14 protein-coding genes are annotated in these 16628 nt (G+C 74.2%); 12 read left to right on the top strand and 2 right to left on the bottom strand.

All coding sequences use genetic code 11. The features are described 5' to 3' along the window. Window positions 1-27: 27 nt before the first annotated feature. The 3 genes from ACI780_RS14795 to ACI780_RS14785 all read left to right on the top strand — a co-directional run bounded on the left by ACI780_RS14795 (window position 28) and on the right by ACI780_RS14785 (window position 4187). On the top strand, window positions 28-909 hold the full coding sequence (locus ACI780_RS14795) for a pyruvate, water dikinase regulatory protein (protein ID WP_457003788.1): 882 nt from the start codon (window positions 28-30) through the stop codon (window positions 907-909). After that, on the top strand, window positions 906-3317 hold the full coding sequence (gene ppsA / locus ACI780_RS14790; protein ID WP_457003786.1) for a phosphoenolpyruvate synthase: 2412 nt from the start codon (window positions 906-908) through the stop codon (window positions 3315-3317). The genes ACI780_RS14795 and ppsA overlap by 4 nt, the downstream gene beginning before the upstream one ends. A 171-nt stretch (window positions 3318-3488) precedes the next feature. Further along, complete coding sequence (locus tag ACI780_RS14785; protein WP_457003784.1) at window positions 3489-4187, top strand: HAD family hydrolase; 699 nt, start codon at window positions 3489-3491, stop codon at window positions 4185-4187. A 6-nt stretch (window positions 4188-4193) separates the two neighbouring features. Here ACI780_RS14785 and ACI780_RS14780 read toward each other — a convergent pair whose 3' ends face one another. Together ACI780_RS14780 and ACI780_RS14775 are read right to left on the bottom strand one after the other, a co-directional pair. Beyond that, a complete protein-coding gene (locus tag ACI780_RS14780; RefSeq protein ID WP_457003782.1) occupies window positions 4194-5372 on the bottom strand; it encodes an amidohydrolase family protein in 1179 nt (392 codons plus the stop codon). Window positions 5373-5717: 345 nt separating this feature from the next. Beyond that, window positions 5718-6641, bottom strand: a complete 924-nt coding sequence (locus ACI780_RS14775) for a RecB family exonuclease (protein ID WP_457003780.1) — start codon at window positions 6639-6641, stop codon at window positions 5718-5720. A gap of 87 nt (window positions 6642-6728) precedes the next feature. Between ACI780_RS14775 and ACI780_RS14770 the strand changes: the two genes are divergently transcribed. The 9 genes from ACI780_RS14770 (at window position 6729) to pafA (ending at window position 16601) form a co-directional block, all read left to right on the top strand. Next, window positions 6729-7664 (top strand): tRNA (adenine-N1)-methyltransferase, encoded by a 936-nt coding sequence (locus ACI780_RS14770; RefSeq protein ID WP_457003778.1) that lies wholly within the window; start codon window positions 6729-6731, stop codon window positions 7662-7664. A 108-nt stretch (window positions 7665-7772) separates the two neighbouring features. Further along, window positions 7773-9554, top strand: coding sequence for a proteasome ATPase (arc, locus tag ACI780_RS14765; protein WP_089403796.1), 1782 nt, complete (start codon window positions 7773-7775; stop codon window positions 9552-9554). Window positions 9555-9688: 134 nt separating this feature from the next. Continuing rightward, window positions 9689-11194, top strand: a complete 1506-nt coding sequence (gene dop, locus ACI780_RS14760; RefSeq protein ID WP_456872570.1) for a depupylase/deamidase Dop — start codon at window positions 9689-9691, stop codon at window positions 11192-11194. Continuing rightward, window positions 11194-12177 carry an acyl-CoA dehydrogenase family protein gene (locus ACI780_RS14755; RefSeq protein WP_457003775.1) on the top strand — a complete coding sequence of 328 codons (984 nt, stop codon included), beginning with the start codon at window positions 11194-11196 and terminating at the stop codon, window positions 12175-12177. The genes dop and ACI780_RS14755 overlap by 1 nt, the downstream gene beginning before the upstream one ends. 72 nt (window positions 12178-12249) lie before the next feature. Then, on the top strand, window positions 12250-12459 hold the full coding sequence (locus ACI780_RS14750) for a ubiquitin-like protein Pup (protein WP_089403799.1): 210 nt from the start codon (window positions 12250-12252) through the stop codon (window positions 12457-12459). Between the two features lie 217 nt (window positions 12460-12676). Further along, complete coding sequence (locus ACI780_RS14745) at window positions 12677-13246, top strand: endonuclease VII domain-containing protein (RefSeq protein ID WP_457003773.1); 570 nt, start codon at window positions 12677-12679, stop codon at window positions 13244-13246. Between the two features lie 153 nt (window positions 13247-13399). Next, window positions 13400-14257: a proteasome subunit beta gene (prcB, locus tag ACI780_RS14740; RefSeq protein WP_456872567.1), complete on the top strand. Its 858-nt coding sequence runs from the start codon at window positions 13400-13402 to the stop codon at window positions 14255-14257. A 5-nt stretch (window positions 14258-14262) separates the two neighbouring features. Continuing rightward, window positions 14263-15192 carry a proteasome subunit alpha gene (prcA, locus tag ACI780_RS14735; protein WP_456872566.1) on the top strand — a complete coding sequence of 310 codons (930 nt, stop codon included), beginning with the start codon at window positions 14263-14265 and terminating at the stop codon, window positions 15190-15192. A gap of 50 nt (window positions 15193-15242) precedes the next feature. Beyond that, the gene (pafA, locus tag ACI780_RS14730) at window positions 15243-16601 is read left to right on the top strand and encodes a Pup--protein ligase (RefSeq protein WP_457003770.1); all 1359 of its coding nucleotides are present in this window, start codon (window positions 15243-15245) and stop codon (window positions 16599-16601) included. Window positions 16602-16628 lie beyond the last annotated feature (27 nt).

The following is a 16628-nucleotide window of genomic DNA, read 5'->3' as shown; positions in this document are numbered from 1 at the left end:
GGACACCGGAGGCGAAGGAGGCGGTCCGTGGACCCGGACGAGGTGGCCGTGCCGGTCTTCTTCCTGTCCGACAGCACCGGGATCAGCGCCGAGACGATGGGCAACGCGCTGCTCATCCAGTTCCCCGACGTGCCCTTCGAGCGCACGACGATCCCCTTCATCTCCACCGTCGAGCACGCCCGCGAGGTGGTCGCCGAGCTCGACGCGGCGATGGCCGGCCCGGTGCCCCCGCTGGTGTTCACCACCGCCGCCGTCGACGAGGTCCGCGAGGAGCTGCTGCGCAGCAAGGCGCCGATCATCGACTTCTTCGGCCTGCACATGAGCCGGGTGGAGGAGCAGCTCGGCGCCCGCGGGCTGCACGAGGCGCGGCGGCTGCACGGGGTCGGCGACGTCCGCCGCTACAACGACCGGATGGCCGCCGTCGAGTTCGCCATCGAGCACGACGACGGGCAGAGCTCGCGGGCCCTCGAGCGCGCCGACGTCGTCCTGCTGGCCCCCTCCCGCTGCGGCAAGACCCCGACGGCGATGTACCTGGCGCTGCAGCACGGGCTGTTCGTGGCGAACTACCCGCTGGTCGACGAGGACCTGGAGACCACCGACCTGCCCCGCCCGGTGCGGGGGCTGGCCGACCGCTGCTTCGGGCTGACCACCACCGTCGCCCGGCTCAGCCGGGTCCGCTCCGAGCGCCGGCCGGACTCCCGGTACGCCTCCGAGGAGCAGTGCCGCTTCGAACTGCGGCGGGCCGGGGCGATGTACCAGGCTCACGACCTGCCCACGGTGGACACCTCGGCGGCCTCCGTCGAGGAGATCGCCACCGTGGTGATCCAGACCCTGGCCCGGCGACGGCGCGCCTCCGGGCGCCCGCCGTCGGGCCGCGACCTCCGGCGAGGAAGGACCACCCGCTCATGAGCACCGACACCGCACCCGAGGTCCCCGCCGACACCTCCGGGGGTGCCGACAACGTCCGCTGGTTCGCCGAGCTGGGCCTGGGCGACCTGGAGGTGGTGGGCGGGAAGAACGCCTCGCTGGGCGAGATGATCTCCCACCTGGCCGACGCCGGGGTCAGCGTCCCCGACGGCTTCGCCACCACCGCGGCGGCCTACCAGCGCTTCCTCGGGGAGACCGGGCTGGCGCAGCGGATCGCCGAGCGGCTGCGGGCCCTGGACACCGACGACGTCCGCGCGCTGGCACGGGCCGGGGAGGAGATCCGCCGCGAGGTCGTCGAGCAGCCCTTCCCGCCGGACCTGGAGGCCGACATCCGCAGCGCCTACCGGCGGCTGGCCGGCGACGACGCCGAGGCGTCCTTCGCGGTGCGCTCGTCGGCCACCGCCGAGGACCTGCCCGACGCCTCCTTCGCCGGGCAGCAGGAGACCTTCCTCAACGTCCGCGGCATCGACGCGGTACTGCAGGCCATCCGCGAGGTCTACGCCTCCCTCTACAACGACCGGGCGATCGCCTACCGGGTCCACCACGGCTTCGACCACGAGGCCGTGTCGCTGTCGGCCGGGGTGCAGCGGATGGTGCGCTCCGACGTCGGCGCGTCGGGGGTGCTGTTCACCATGGACACCGAGTCCGGCTTCCGCGACGCCGTCTTCGTCACCTCGGCCTACGGCCTGGGCGAGGGCGTGGTGCAGGGGGCGGTCAACCCCGACGAGTTCTACGTCTACAAGCCCGCGCTGCGCGCCGGGCGGCCGGCCGTCCTCAAGCGGGGCGTGGGGGAGAAGGCCACCAAGATGGTCTACACCGACGCCACCGAGGTGGGCCGCACCACCGCGTTCGTCGACGTCGACCCCGCCGACCGCCGGCGGCTGTCGCTCACCGACGAGGAGGTCACCGAGCTCGCCCGCCAGGCGCTGCGGATCGAGGAGCACTACGGCCGCCCCATGGACATCGAGTGGGGCAAGGACGGGCTGACCGGGCAGCTGTTCGTCCTGCAGGCGCGCCCGGAGACGGTGCAGTCCCGCGCCGGCAACACCACCGAGCGCTACCGGCTCACCGGCACCGGCACAGCGCTGGTCGAGGGGCGGGCGATCGGGCAGAAGATCGGCGCCGGTCCGGTCCGGGTGCTCTCCGACATCGACCAGATGGACGCCTTCACCCCCGGCGACGTGCTCGTCGCGGACATGACCGACCCCGACTGGGAGCCGATCATGAAGCGCGCCTCGGCGATCGTCACCAACCGCGGCGGGCGCACCTGCCACGCGGCGATCATCGCCCGCGAGCTCGGCATCCCCGCCGTCGTCGGCACCGGGACCGCCACCCGGACGCTGACCGACGGCGATCCCGTCACCGTGTCCTGCGCCGAGGGCGACACCGGCGTCGTCTACGCCGGGGAGGTCGGCTTCGAGGTGGAGGAGACCCGGCTCGACGCCATGCCGGAGATCCCCGTCAAGATCATGATGAACGTCGGGACGCCGGAGCAGGCCTTCGCCTTCTCCCGGCTGCCGCACGCCGGCGTGGGCCTGGCGCGGCTGGAGTTCGTCATCAACCGGCAGATCGGCATCCACCCGAAGGCGCTGCTGGAGCTCGAGGAGCTCGACCCGCCGCTGCGGGCGCAGGTGCAGGAGCGGATCGCGGCCTACCCCTCGGCGCGGGACTTCTTCGTGCAGCGGGTCGCCGAGGGGGTGTCCACCATCGCCGCGGCGTTCGCGCCGGAGCCGGTGATCGTGCGGATGAGCGACTTCAAGTCCAACGAGTACGCCAACCTCCTCGGCGGCGAGCGCTACGAGCCGCACGAGGAGAACCCGATGATCGGCTACCGGGGCGCCTCCCGGTACCTGTCGGCCGACTTCGCCGAGTGCTTCGCCATGGAGTGCGAGGCGCTGCGCTACGTCCGCGACGAGATGGGCCTGACCAACGTCAAGGTCATGATCCCGTTCGTGCGGACGGTGGCGGAGATCGAGGGCGTGGTGGAGCTGCTGGCCTCGCACGGCCTGCGCCGCGGGGACAACGGCCTGTCGGTGGTGATGATGTGCGAGCTGCCGTCGAACGCCGTGCTGGCGCACGCCTTCCTCGAGCACGTCGACGGCTTCTCCATCGGCTCCAACGACATGACCCAGCTGACCCTGGGCCTCGACCGCGACTCCGCCCTGGTCGCCGGCGGCTTCGACGAGCGCGACCCCGCGGTGCTCGCCATGCTCGAGATGGCGATCACCGCCTGCCTCGAGCGCGGCAAGTACGTCGGCATCTGCGGCCAGGGCCCCAGCGACCACCCCGACCTCGCCCAGTGGCTCGTCGAGCGGGGCATCGAGACCATGTCGCTCAACCCCGACACCGTCGTCGACACCTGGCTGCACCTCGCCCGCAGCGCCCGCTGAGGGAGCCCGGCGCGGGCGCCGCACGCCTGGGACACTGGAGGGGACCACCTGCCGCGGGGACGCCCGCGCGGCGCTCGACGACGAGCCCGCGGCGCACGCGGCAGGCACCCCCGTCCCGCGCTGCGCCCCGCCCGGCGCCCGGGACGACGAGCCTGAGGACACGACCACCCCATGCCGAACCGGCCCCTCGCCGTCCTGCTGGACATGGACGGCACCCTCGTGGAGACCGAGCAGCACTGGGGGAGGGCGCTGTTCGCCCTCGCCCGGCGCCTGGGCGGTGAGCTCAGCGGCGCGGCCCGCGAGGCGACCGTGGGCACCAGCATGCGCACCGCGCTGGGCATCCTCTACGCCGACCTGGGCCTCGACCGCGCCGCGCGGTGGGAGACCGACGCCGCCTGGGTCGAGGACGTCGTCGCCGACCTGCTCGCCCGGGACGTCCGCTGGCGCCCGGGGGCGCGCGAGCTGCTCACCGAGGTGCGCGCGGCCGCCCTGCCCGCCGCCCTGGTGACGACGACCCCGCGCCGGCTCGCCGACCTCGTCCTCGCCCGGCTGGCCGCCGACCTCGACGTGCCGCCGTTCGACCTGACCGTCTGCGGCGACGAGGTGCCCGCCCGCAAGCCCGACCCGGCGCCCTACCTGCAGGCCGCCGCCGGGCTCGGCGTCGACCCGGCCGGGTGCGTGGTCGTGGAGGACTCCGCGTCAGGGGTGGCCGCCGGCCTGGCGGCGGGCTGCGCGGTGCTCGGCGTGCCGTCGCTGCAGCCGCTGGCCCCCGCGCCGGGCCTGGTGCTGCGCGACACGCTGGTCGGCGTCGGCCTGGCCGACCTCGGCGACGTCCTCGCCGGGCGGGAGCCGGTCGCCAGCGGGGCCTGAGGCACCTCAGCCCGCGGGGAGCACCTCCCGGCCGCGGGAGACGACCAGCGCGACCCGCTCCAGCGCGAGCGGGTCGGCGGTGGGGTCGCCGTCGACGAGCAGCAGGTCGGCGTCCAGGCCCGGCGCCAGCCGTCCGGTGCGCCCGCCGAGGCCGCACGCCCGCGCCGCCGCCGACGTCGCGGTGGCCAGCGCCTCGGGTGCCGGCACCCCGCCGCCGGCCAGCGAGGCCACGGCCCGCCCGACGATCCCGTGCGGCTTGCCCGGCGTGATGCCGGCGTCGACCCCGCTGACCAGCGTCACGCCGGCCCGGTGCAGCCGGGCGCACTCCGCCGCGCGGGCCTCCTGGGTGAGCCCGAGGCGGGTGAAGAGCTCCCGGGCGGGTGGCGCGGGCACGCTGCCCGGCGTGGTGCCCAGCGTGGGACACACGGCGGTGCCCGCACGGGCGAGATCCGCGGTCAGGTCCGGTGGGATCCCCCAGTCGGTGCCGTCCAGGCACAGGGCGTGCTCGATGCCGTCGACGCCGGCGGCGACCACCTGCCGGATCGCGGCCAACGGGTAGGCGTGCGCGGTCACCGGCAGGCCGAGCCGGTGCGCCTCGTCGACCACCGCCCGCACCTCCGCGTCGGTGAACTGGCAGGTGGTCGCGTCGGTGCCCGGCGTGAGCAGCCCGCCGCTGGCCATCAGCTTCACCACCCCGGCACCGCGCCCGGCGCGCTCCCGCACCGCGGCCCGCAACGCCTCGACGCCGCGGGCCTGGCCGCCCATCGCCCAGCAGTGCCCGCCCGGTGAGGTGATCGGGGGCCCGGCCGCGACCACCGTGGGCCCGGTGCGCGGCGCCCGGTCGACGACGGCCCAGTCGATGTCGCCCAGGTCGCGCACCGTGGTCACCCCGGCGGCCAGGTGCTGCTGCAGGCTCCTCGCCACGGTCGCGTCGACCTCGTCGGGGGTCAGCTCCGGCAGTTGGTCCAGCGCCCGCGGGCCGGCGTCGCCGCACAGGTGCACGTGGGTGTCGACCAGCCCGGGCAGCAGCGTCGCGCCGGGCCGCTCGACCACCGGCACGCCGTCGGGCGGGGCGGATCCGGCCGGCTGCACGGCGAGGATGCGGCCGTCCTCGACGAGCACCAGTGCGCCGCCGGGCAGCACCCGCTCCCCGTCGAAGGCGCGCTCGGCCCGGTATGCCCGCATGCCGCCTCCCGGGGGTGGATGGGGACCCGACGCTAGGACCAGCCGCGCCGGCCGGTCGACGTGCGCTGGCGCGTCTCGCTGGCACCGCGCGCACGGCGGCCCGGCCGTTATCCCCAACGGAAATGCGGAAGTCGTCGGCCGACTGCCCCGTGGGGGAGGAGCGGTGACGCACGGGGACTCAGCCGGGCCCGGTCCCCGCGATCGTGGAGTTCGCGTGGCGGCACGCCGCCCGGGGACGGCGTGTCGCCACCGCGGCTCCATGATCGTTCTCAGAGGCGGGGCAGTGGCCGGGAGCTGGGCCCGGGGCCGAGGGACCAGGTGCGCGGGCGCTCCGCCGGCGACGGGTCAGTCGCGCTCGACGAGGGGGAGGGTGGCCCAGCCGGCCGCGGCGGCGGCGTCGGCGGGGAACGGCGGGGGCGTGCCGCCGAAGGAGGGGCACAGCGCCTGGTGGTCGCACCAGTCGCACATCCGCGACCGGTTGGGACGGAAGTCGCCGGTGGCCACCGCCCGCTCGATCGCCGCCCAGATGGCCAGCAGCGTCCGCTCGAAGCGGAGCAGCTCGGCCTCGTCGGGGGCGTAGGTGAGCGCCTCGCCGTCGCCGAGGTAGATGAGCTTGAGCTGGCTGGCCACCACGCCGCGGGTGCGCCAGAGCACCAGCGCGTAGAACTTCATCTGGAACAGCGCCTTGGCCTCGAAGGCCTCCCGCGGCATCGAGCCGGTCTTGTAGTCGACCACCCGCAGCGCGCCGTTGCGGGCGACGTCGAGCCGGTCGACGTAGCCGCGCAGCAGCAGCCCGTCGGGCAGCGTCACCTCGACCAGCTGCTCGCGGCCCTCGGGCTGGATGCGGGTCGGGTCCTCCAGCCGGAAGTAGGTCTCCACCAGCTTCCCGGCCGACTCCAGCCACGCCTGCAGCGACGGCGGCGCGGCGCCGTCCTCACCCGGGGCGAACAGCGCGGCCACCTCCGGGTCGGCCCGCAGCTCCTCCCAGGCCGGCGCCACCAGCTCGCGGGCCGCCTCGACGGTGCGCTGTGCCTGCGGCAGGTCGTAGAGCCGCTCCAGCACCGCGTGCACCAGCGTGCCGCGCACCGCCGCCGGGCTGCGCTTCTCGGGCAGCCGGTCGATGGTGCGGAACCGGTAGAGCAGCGGGCAGGTCTTGAAGTCCGCCGCCCGGCTCGGGGACAGCGACGGCCGGCGCGGCGCCCGCTCGGGAGCCGGTGGCGCCGCCTGCTCGCCGTCGGCCGCGGTGTCGGAGGAGAACACTGCAGTCACGTCCCCGAGGCTAGGCCGGGCCACCGACAGTCCGGCGTCCCCCGCGCCGGGGAGCCGTTCGACGGGAGGCGCCTAGGCTGGCCGCCCGTGGACGAGCAGCCCGAGCCCAGCCAGACCGCGACGAGCGCCGCACCGGCCCCGACCGCCGAGCCGGCGCCCGCGGGGGAGGAGCAGCCGGGCCCCGTCGAGCGGGTCGCCGTGCCCGGCGCCTTCGCCGCCGGTGACCGGGTGCAGCTGACCGATCCCAAGGGCCGGCTGCACACCGTCGTCCTCGAGCCGGGCAAGCAGTTCCACACCCACCGCGGCGCCATCGCCCACGACGACCTCATCGGCGCGCCCGAGGGCTCGGTCGTGCACTCCACCGCCAACACCGGCTACCTGGCGCTGCGCCCGCTGCTCGCCGACTTCGTGCTCTCCATGCCGCGCGGCGCGCAGGTCATCTACCCCAAGGACGCCGCCCAGATCGTCGGCTCCGGCGACATCGGCCCGGGCATGCGGGTGCTCGAGGCCGGCGCCGGGTCCGGGGCGCTGACCTGCTCGCTGCTGCGCGCCGTCGGTGAGCACGGCCGGGTGACCAGCTACGAGCGGCGGGAGGACTTCGCCGACGTCGCCCGCGGCAACGTCGGCGCCTTCTTCGGCGGGGTGCCCGACACCTGGGACCTGCGCCTGGGCGACCTCGCCGACCACCCCGCCGAGGAGGTCGTCGACCGGGTGGTGCTCGACATGCTCGAGCCCTGGGCGGTGCTGCCCACCGTGGCCGCCGCGCTGCGCCCCGGCGGCGTGCTCGTCGGCTACGTCGCCACGGTCACCCAGCTGTCCACCTACGTCGAGGCGCTGCGCGCGCAGGGCTGCTGGACCGAGCCCTACGCGTGGGAGTCGCTGGTGCGGCCGTGGCACGCCGTCGGCCTCGCCGTGCGCCCCGAGCACCGCATGGTCGCCCACACCGCGTTCCTGGTGACCGCCCGGCGGCTGGCCGAGGGCGTCGTCGCCCCGGTCCGCCAGCGTCGCGCCGCCAAGCACTGAACCGGCGCCGTTGCGCTCTCGACCGACCACCGCGAGCCACGGGCGTGCTGTCGGTCGGCGTGTATAGATTTGCCTCCTGGCTCCCCCCGATGTGTGCGGAGGTGCGCGATGGGCCCCGGCCATGGTGATGGTCCCGACGAGTTCCGAGCGCGGCGCGAGCGTGACGTCTCCGCCCTGCTCTCCCAGATCTCCTACCTCGAGGAGGAGATCGGCCTGCTGCGCCGGAAGGTGTCCGAGAGCCCGCGGCAGGTGCGGGCGCTGGAGGAGCGGATCGCCGAGGCGGAGGGCCGCGCGGCCTTCCTCTCCGAGCGCAACGACAAGCTCGCCGGCACGCTGCGCGACGCGCGCGAGCAGCTGATCACGCTCAAGGAGGAGGTCGACCGGCTCGGGCAGCCGCCGTCGGGCTACGGCGTCTTCCTCGGCCGGCACGACGACGGCAGCGTCGACGTCTTCACCGGCGGCCGCAAGCTGCGGGTGTCGGTCTCCCCGGCGGTCGAGGGCGACACGCTGCGCCCCGGCCAGGAGGTCATGCTCAACGAGGCGATGAACGTCGTCGAGGCGCTCGGCTTCGAGAAGCAGGGCGACGTCGTCATGCTCAAGGAGCTGCTCGAGCCGGTCGACGGCGTCACCCAGCGCGCGCTGGTGATCGGCCACACCGACGAGGAGCGCGTGGTCTACCTCGCCGACTCCCTCACCGACCAGCCGCTGCGGGTCGGCGACTCGCTGCTGCTGGAGTCCCGGTCGGGCTACGTCTACGAGCGGATCCCCAAGAGCGAGGTCGAGGAGCTCGTCCTCGAGGAGGTCCCCGACATCGACTACTCCGACATCGGGGGCCTGGCCCGGCAGATCGAGCAGATCCGCGACGCCGTCGAGCTGCCGTTCCTGCACGCCGACCTGTTCCGCGAGTACGAGCTGCGCCCGCCCAAGGGGATCCTGCTCTACGGCCCGCCCGGCTGCGGCAAGACGCTCATCGCCAAGGCGGTGGCCAACTCGCTGGCCAAGAAGGTCGCCGCGGTGAAGGGCGAGGGGCAGGCCAAGAGCTACTTCCTCAACATCAAGGGCCCCGAGCTGCTCAACAAGTACGTCGGGGAGACCGAGCGGCACATCCGGCTGGTGTTCCAGCGCGCCCGGGAGAAGGCCAGCGAGGGCACCCCGGTCATCGTGTTCTTCGACGAGATGGACTCGATCTTCCGCACCCGCGGGTCGGGGGTGTCCTCCGACGTCGAGTCCACGATCGTGCCGCAGCTGCTCAGCGAGATCGACGGCGTGGAGGGCCTGGAGAACGTCATCGTCATCGGCGCCTCCAACCGCGAGGACATGATCGACCCGGCGATCCTGCGGCCCGGCCGGCTCGACGTGAAGATCAAGATCGAGCGGCCCGACGCCGAGGCCGCCCGCGACATCTTCAGCAAGTACCTGACGCCGTCGCTGCCGATCCACCCCGACGACCTCGCCGAGAACGGCGGCAGCGCCCAGGCCACGGTCCAGGCGATGATCCAGCGCACCGTCGAGCGGATGTACACCGAGAGCGAGGAGAACCGCTTCCTCGAGGTGACCTACGCCAACGGCGACAAGGAGGTCCTGTACTTCAAGGACTTCAACTCCGGGGCGATGCTGCAGAACATCGTCGACCGCGCCAAGAAGATGGCCATCAAGGAGAGCCTGGAGGTCGGCTCGCGCGGCCTGCGGGTCGGCCACCTCATGCAGGCCTGCGTCGACGAGTTCAAGGAGAACGAGGACCTGCCCAACACCACCAACCCCGACGACTGGGCGCGGATCTCGGGCAAGAAGGGCGAGCGGATCGTCTACATCCGCACCCTCATCAGCGGCAAGGGCAACGACTCCGGCCGCGCCATCGACACCGCCACCAACACCGGCCAGTACCTCTAGCCGCTCCCGCTGACCGACCCGGTCCCGGCCGCCCCGCCCTCGCGCGCGGGGCGGCCGGTCGCCGTCGGTGCGTGCGCAGCGGACCTGCCGCGGGGTCCGCGGGCGGCCGCCGGGCGGGGCCTAGTCTCGGTCGCATGAGCGTTCGGCGGGTGATGGGGACCGAGGTCGAGTACGGCATCTCGGTCCCCGGGCAGCCCACGGCCAACCCGACGACCCTCTCCAGCCAGGTGGTGAACGCCTGGGCGGTGGCCGACGCGCCGACCCGCCGCCGGCCGCGGTGGGACTTCGAGGAGGAGTCGCCGCTGCGCGACGCCCGTGGGTTCGACCTCTCCCCGGCGCAGGCGCTCGACCACAACGACCTCGAGGAGGACTCGGGGATGGCCAACGTCATCCTCACCAACGGGGCGCGGCTCTACGTCGACCACGCCCACCCCGAGTACTCCACGCCGGAGGTCACCAACCCGCGCGACGTCGTCCTGTGGGACAAGGCAGGGGAGCGGGTGATGGCCGAGGCCGCCCGCCGGGCCGCGCGCATCCCCGGCACCCAGCCGATCCAGCTGTACAAGAACAACACCGACGGCAAGGGCGCCAGCTACGGCGCGCACGAGAACTACCTGATGGACCGGCGGACGCCGTTCATCGAGATCATCCGCGGGCTGATCCCGTTCTTCGTCACCCGCCAGGTGTTCGCCGGCGCCGGACGGGTCGGCATCGGCACCGAGGGCCGCACCCAGGGCTTCCAGATCTCCTCCCGCGCGGACTTCTTCGAGGTCGAGGTGGGCCTGGAGACCACGCTCAAGCGGCCGATCATCAACACCCGCGACGAGCCGCACGCCAACCCCGACGAGTACCGCCGGCTGCACGTGATCATCGGTGACGCCAACCTCGCCGAGCTGTCGACCTACCTCAAGGTCGGGACGACGGCGCTCGTGCTGGCGATGATCGAGGCGCGGGCGCTGACCGAGGACCTCTCCCTCGAGGAGCCGGTGGCCACGCTGCAGGCGGTCAGCCACGACCCCTCCCTGACCGCGCTGGTGCGGCTGCGCGACGGCCGTCGGATGACCGCCGTCGACGTGCAGCGCGCCTACCTCGACCAGGCGGTGCGCTTCGTCGAGCGCGGCGGCGGCGCCGACGAGCAGACCGCCGACGTCCTGCGCCGCTGGGCCGAGGTGCTCGACGTCCTCGCCGACGACCCGCTGCGGCTGGCCGACCGGCTCGACTGGCCGGCCAAGCTGCGGTTGCTGGAGGGCTACCGCGCCCGCGACGGGCTCGGCTGGGGCGACTCCCGGCTGCAGCTGGTCGACCTGCAGTACTCCGACGTGCGCCCCGACAAGGGCCTCTACCACCGCCTCGTCGCCCGCGGCTCGATGCAGCGGCTGCTCACCGACGAGGAGGTGACCCGCGCGATGGTCACCCCGCCCGGGGACACCCGCGCGTTCTTCCGCGGCGAGTGCCTGCGCCGCTTCCCCGCCCAGGTCGCGGCGGCGTCGTGGGACTCGGTGGTGTTCGACCTGGGCCGGGAGAACCTGGTGCGCATCCCGACGATGGAGCCGCTCAAGGGCACCCGCGACCACGTGGGGGTGCTGTTCGAGTCGACGTCGAGCGCGCAGGAGCTGGTCGACACCATCACCGGCGGCTGATGACCGCCCCGGCACAGGCCGCCCGGCGGCTGGCCGCGGAGCTGCTCGCGCCGGCGGCCGCCGGGGTCGACGCCACCGGCGTGCTGCCACGCGGGCACCTCGACGCGCTGGCCGACGCCGGCCTCTACGGGCTGGCGGGACCGGCCGGCGCCGGCGGGCTCGACGCCGACGTGGCGACGCTCGCCGCCGTCGCCGAGGAGCTCGCCGCCGGGGACCTCGCGACGGCGTTCGTCTGGCTGCAGCACCACGGCGTCGTCGGCCGGCTGGCCGCCGCGGGCACGCACCCGGACCTGCTGGCCGACCTGTGCCGCGGCCGCCGCCGCGCCGGGATCGCGCTGCAGGCCGCCACCCGCCCCGACGCCGCCCCGGTGACCGTGCGCCGGGACGGCGGCGACCTGGTCCTCGACGGCGCCGTGCCGTGGGTGACCGGGTGGGGTCTCGTCGACGTCGTCCTGGTGGCGGCCCGCGACGGCGAGGACGTGGCCTTCGTGCTCGCCGACGCGGTCGGCTCGCCGACGCTCGCGGCGGCGCCGCAGTCGCTGGTGGCGGTACAGGCCAGCGCCACGGTGGAGCTGCGGCTCACCGGCCACCGGGTGCCGGCCGACCGGCTGCTGGGCACCACCCCGCTGGCCCAGGTGCGCGCCGCCGACGCCGGCGGGCTGCGGCTCAACGGGTCGTTGGCGCTCGGGCTGGCGCTGCGCTGCGCGCGGCTGGTCGGGCCCTCCCCGCTGGACGCCGCGCTCGACGCCGTCCGGGCGCGCCTGGACGCCGCCGGCCCCGCGGAGCTGCCCGCGGCCCGCGCCGAGGCCGCGGCCCTGGCCCACCGCGCCGCCGGGGCGCTGGTGGTGGCCTCCGGCAGCGCGGCGGCGCGGGCGGGCGGCGTTGCGGAGCGTACGGCGCGGGAGGCGGTGTTCCTGCTGGTGTTCGGCTCCCGGCCGGCGATCCGGCAGGCGCTGCTGGAGCGGTTCGGCGCGGCCGGCTGAGACCGCCGGATGTCGGTACCTGCGGGTAGTTTCGGCACCAGCACGCACTCGGCGCGCACCAGGGGAGGGCACATGGCCACCAGGGACACCGGCGGGCAGGCGCGGACCACCCGCACCCGGGAGGAGACCGAGGAGGTCGAGGCGTCCGTCGACGCCGAGGTCGCCGAGCGGCACAAGGAGATGTCCGAGGACGTCGACGCCATCCTGGACGAAATCGACGACGTCCTCGAGGAGAATGCCGAGGAATTCGTTCGCTCATATGTGCAAAAAGGGGGTCAGTGAAAGCCGTTCTCGGCTTTCCAGAATGGCGGTCTGAATGGTTGACTCAAAATGGTGCCCTGACTGCGGCGCCAGCCGTCCGGTCGACCAGTTCACCCGCGACAGACGTCGAGCAGACGGCCTCGCGTTCTACTGCCGAGACCATGCGAGGGCGAGGTCCCGGGACTCCCGACAGCGGCGGCTCGGTCCGCCGAGCCGCCGCTTCCCGGTAGGTCGAGACGTGCCGTCCGGGTCCAAGTGGTGCCCCGACTGCGACACCGTCAAGCCCGTCTCGGACTTCCCCACGACCACCGCCAACTCGAGCGGCGTGTACACGTACTGCAAGCCCTGCCACAACGTCCGCGGCAAGGCGTCCAAGGACAGGGTCGGCGGCTCGCGGACCTACCACCTCCAGCGGCGGTACGGCATCACGGCCGAGGAGGCCGACGCGATGCTCGCCGCCCAGAAGGGACGCTGCGCCGTCTGCCGCACGGCGCCGGCCGCGCACGTCGACCACGACCACGCCACCGGCCGGGTGCGCCAGCTGCTCTGCTTCAACTGCAACGGCGGCCTGGGTCAGTTCAAGGACGACCCGGCGGTGCTGCGGGCCGCCGCGGAGTACGTCGAGCGCCACCGCGACGCGCAGCGCGGGTCGGGAGATCCGCAGCGCCCGCCACGAGGACGGCGACGGTCGCCCGCCCCGGGCGCGTCCGCCCTGCGCCACCGCGGCGCCGGGTGCACCACGCACGATGTGGTCCGCGGCCGGGTGGCGAAGCTCGTCGCCGCCCTGGAGCGTCCCGCCGCGGGCTGAGCCGCGCCGGCGGGTGCGGGGCTGCGCTCCGACCGGGGTCCCCCGTCGCCCCCGGTGGGGGACCGGCCGCGCCGGTAGGGTCGGCGACAGCCGCCGCGGGGTGCCCGCGGCACGTCGAGGAGCGCCCCGCGAGCGGGCGGAGAGGTGGACGGGTTGACCCAGTCGCACACCGGCCGGAGCGGCTTCCCGCCCGCCTACCTGGACCGGGTGGGTTCCTCGTTCACCGACTTCCTGGCCCAGGCCGCGCCCGACCTGCTGCCCGGCAAGCGCCCCCTGCCGACCGTGAACGCCGGCGACCTGACCCCGCACGGCACCACGATCGTCGCGGTCACCTACGCCGACGGCGTCCTCATGGGCGGCGACCGGCGCGCCACGATGGGCAACCTGATCTCCAGCCGCGACATCGAGAAGGTCTACCCGGCCGACACCTGGTCGGTCATCGGCATCGCCGGCGCCGCGGGCATCGCCATCGAGATGGTGAAGCTCTACCAGGTCGAGCTCGAGCACTACGAGAAGATCGAGGGCCTGACGCTCAGCCTCGACGGCAAGGCCAACCGGCTGGCGCAGATGATCCGCGGCAACCTCGGCGCCGCGCTGCAGGGCCTCGCCGTCGTCCCGCTGTTCGCCGGCTACGACCTCGACGCCGCCGAGGGCGCCAGCCCGGGCCGGATCTTCAGCTACGACGTCACCGGCGGGAACTACGAGGAGCGCGGCTACGCCGCCGTCGGCTCGGGGTCGCTGTTCGCCAAGAACTCGCTGAAGAAGACGTGGCGGTCCGGCCTCGACGGCGGCGCCGCCACCCGCACCGTGGTCGAGGCGCTCTACGACGCCGCCGACGACGACTCCGCCACCGGCGGCCCCGACCCGGTGCGGCGGCTGTACCCGATCGTGTACCGCGTCGACGCCGAGGGCGCGGTGCGGCTGACCGACGCCGAGGTGGCCGGGGTCGCCGACACCATCGTCGGTGAGCGCGCCGCCGCCGACCGCGAGAACGTCGACCGGGGGGCCTGAACGCCATGACGATGCCGTACTACGCCTCGCCCGAGCAGCTGATGCGCGACCGCTCGGAGTACGCCCGCAAGGGCATCTCCCGCGGGCGCAGCGTCGCCGTCCTCACCTACGCCGACGGCGTGCTGTTCATCGCCGAGAACCCCAGCTCCACGCTGCACAAGGTCGGGGAGATCTACGACCGGATCGGCTTCGCCGCCGTCGGCCGCTACAGCGAGTTCGAGAGCCTGCGGGTGGCCGGCGTGCGGCTGGCCGACGTCCGCGGCTACTCCTACAACCGCCGCGACGTCACCGGGCGGGTCATCGCCAACGCCTACGCGCAGACCCTCGGCGCGATCTTCACCGAGCAGATGAAGCCCTACGAGGTCGAGCTGTGCGTCGCCGAGGTGGGCACCGACCCCGAGGCCGACCAGCTCTACCGCCTCACCTTCGACGGCTCGGTCGTCGACGAGCCGGACTTCGTCGTCATGGGCGGGCAGGCCGAGGCGGTCACCGGCCACCTGCGGGAGAACTTCCGGCAGGGCCTGCCGCTGGGCGAGGCGCTCATGGTCGGCGTCCGGGCGCTGTCAGCGGTCAGCCCGGCCATGTCGGGCGGCAACGGGTCCGGGGAGCTGCTCGCGGCCACCCAGCTCGAGGTCGCCGTCCTCGACCGGCGGCGGCCCAAGCGGGCGTTCCGCCGGGTGGTGGGCGCGGCCCTGCGGTCGTTGCTGGGCGAGCGGGCCGCCGGTGACGACGCGCCGGAGGGCGCCACCCACGCGCACACGCCCAGTGCCCCGCAGCCGGGCACCCCGGCCGGCCTGGGCGACCCCGCGGCGCCGGACACCGCCGGTGGCACCGGCGGCTCGGGGGAGGGCAGCGGCCCGCAGACCGGCCCGGCCGACGGCGCCGGCGGCGGCCCCGACGGCGGCTCCGGCGGCGCGGCGCGCGGCGAGGACTGACCCCGCCGCGGGAACCGGCCGGAGTCGGCTGCGGCGCCTAGGCTCGGTCCGTGGACCGACGGATCTTCGGGATCGAGACCGAGTACGGCGTCACGTGCACCTTCCGGGGCCAGCGGCGGCTGTCCCCGGACGAGGTCGCGCGGTACCTGTTCCGCCGCGTGGTGTCGTGGGGGCGCAGCTCCAACGTGTTCCTGCGCAACGGCTCGCGGCTCTACCTCGACGTCGGCAGCCACCCGGAGTACGCCACCGCCGAGTGCGACGACCTCGTCGAGCTCGTCGTCCACGACAAGGCCGGGGAGCGGATCCTCGAGGGCCTGCTGGTCGACGCCGAGCAGCGGCTGGCCGAGGAGGGCGTCACCGGCGACATCTACCTGTTCAAGAACAACACCGACTCGGCCGGCAACAGCTACGGCTGCCACGAGAACTACCTGGTGGGCCGGCACGGGGAGTTCAGCCGGCTGGCCGACGTCCTCATCCCGTTCCTGGTCAGCCGGCAGCTGGTGGTCGGCGCGGGCAAGGTGCTGCAGACCCCGCGGGGGGCGATCTACTGCGTCAGCCAGCGCGCCGAGCACATCTGGGAGGGCGTGTCCTCGGCGACCACCCGCTCGCGGCCGATCATCAACACCCGCGACGAGCCGCACGCCGACGCCGAGCGCTACCGGCGGCTGCACGTCATCGTCGGCGACTCGAACATGAGCGAGACGACGACGCTGCTCAAGGTCACCATCACCGACCTGGTGCTGCGGATGATCGAGGCCGGGGTGCCGATCAAGGACATGGCGCTGGAGAACCCGATCCGCGCCATCCGCGAGATCAGCCACGACACCACCGGCCGCCGCAAGGTGCGCCTGGCCAACGGCCGGGAGATGTCGGCGCTGGAGATCCAGGCCGAGTACCACTCCCGCGCCGCGGAGTTCGTCGACCGGGAGGGGTTCGGCCCGGTGCACCGGCAGATGCTCGAGCTGTGGGGCCGGGTGCTCAAGGCCGTCGACAGCGGCGACCTCTCGCTCATCGACCGGGAGATCGACTGGGCGATCAAGCTCTCCCTCATCGAGCGGTACCGCACCAAGCGCGACCTGTCGCTGTCCTCGCCGCGGGTGGCGCAGATGGACCTCGCCTACCACGACATCTCCCGCACCCGGGGGCTGTACTACCTGCTCGAGCGCGCCGGGCAGGTGGAGCGGGTGGCGCACGAGCCGCGGGTGTTCGAGGCGAAGAACGTGCCGCCGCAGACCACCCGCGCCAAGCTGCGCGGGGAGTTCATCCGCCGGGCGCAGGAGAAGCGGCGCGACTTCACCGTCGACTGGGTGCACCTCAAGCTCAACGACCAGGCCCAGCGCACCGTGCTGTGCAAGGACCCGTTCAAGAGCGTCGACGAGCGGGTGGAGAAGCTCATCGCCAGCATGTGACCCGTGCACGTCCGCGGAACTGCACGG

This window comes from Geodermatophilus sp. SYSU D00814 (genome assembly GCF_054050055.1).
The sequence above is the reverse complement of the archived record's forward strand: the minus strand, read 5'-3'. Positions and strand labels throughout refer to the sequence as shown.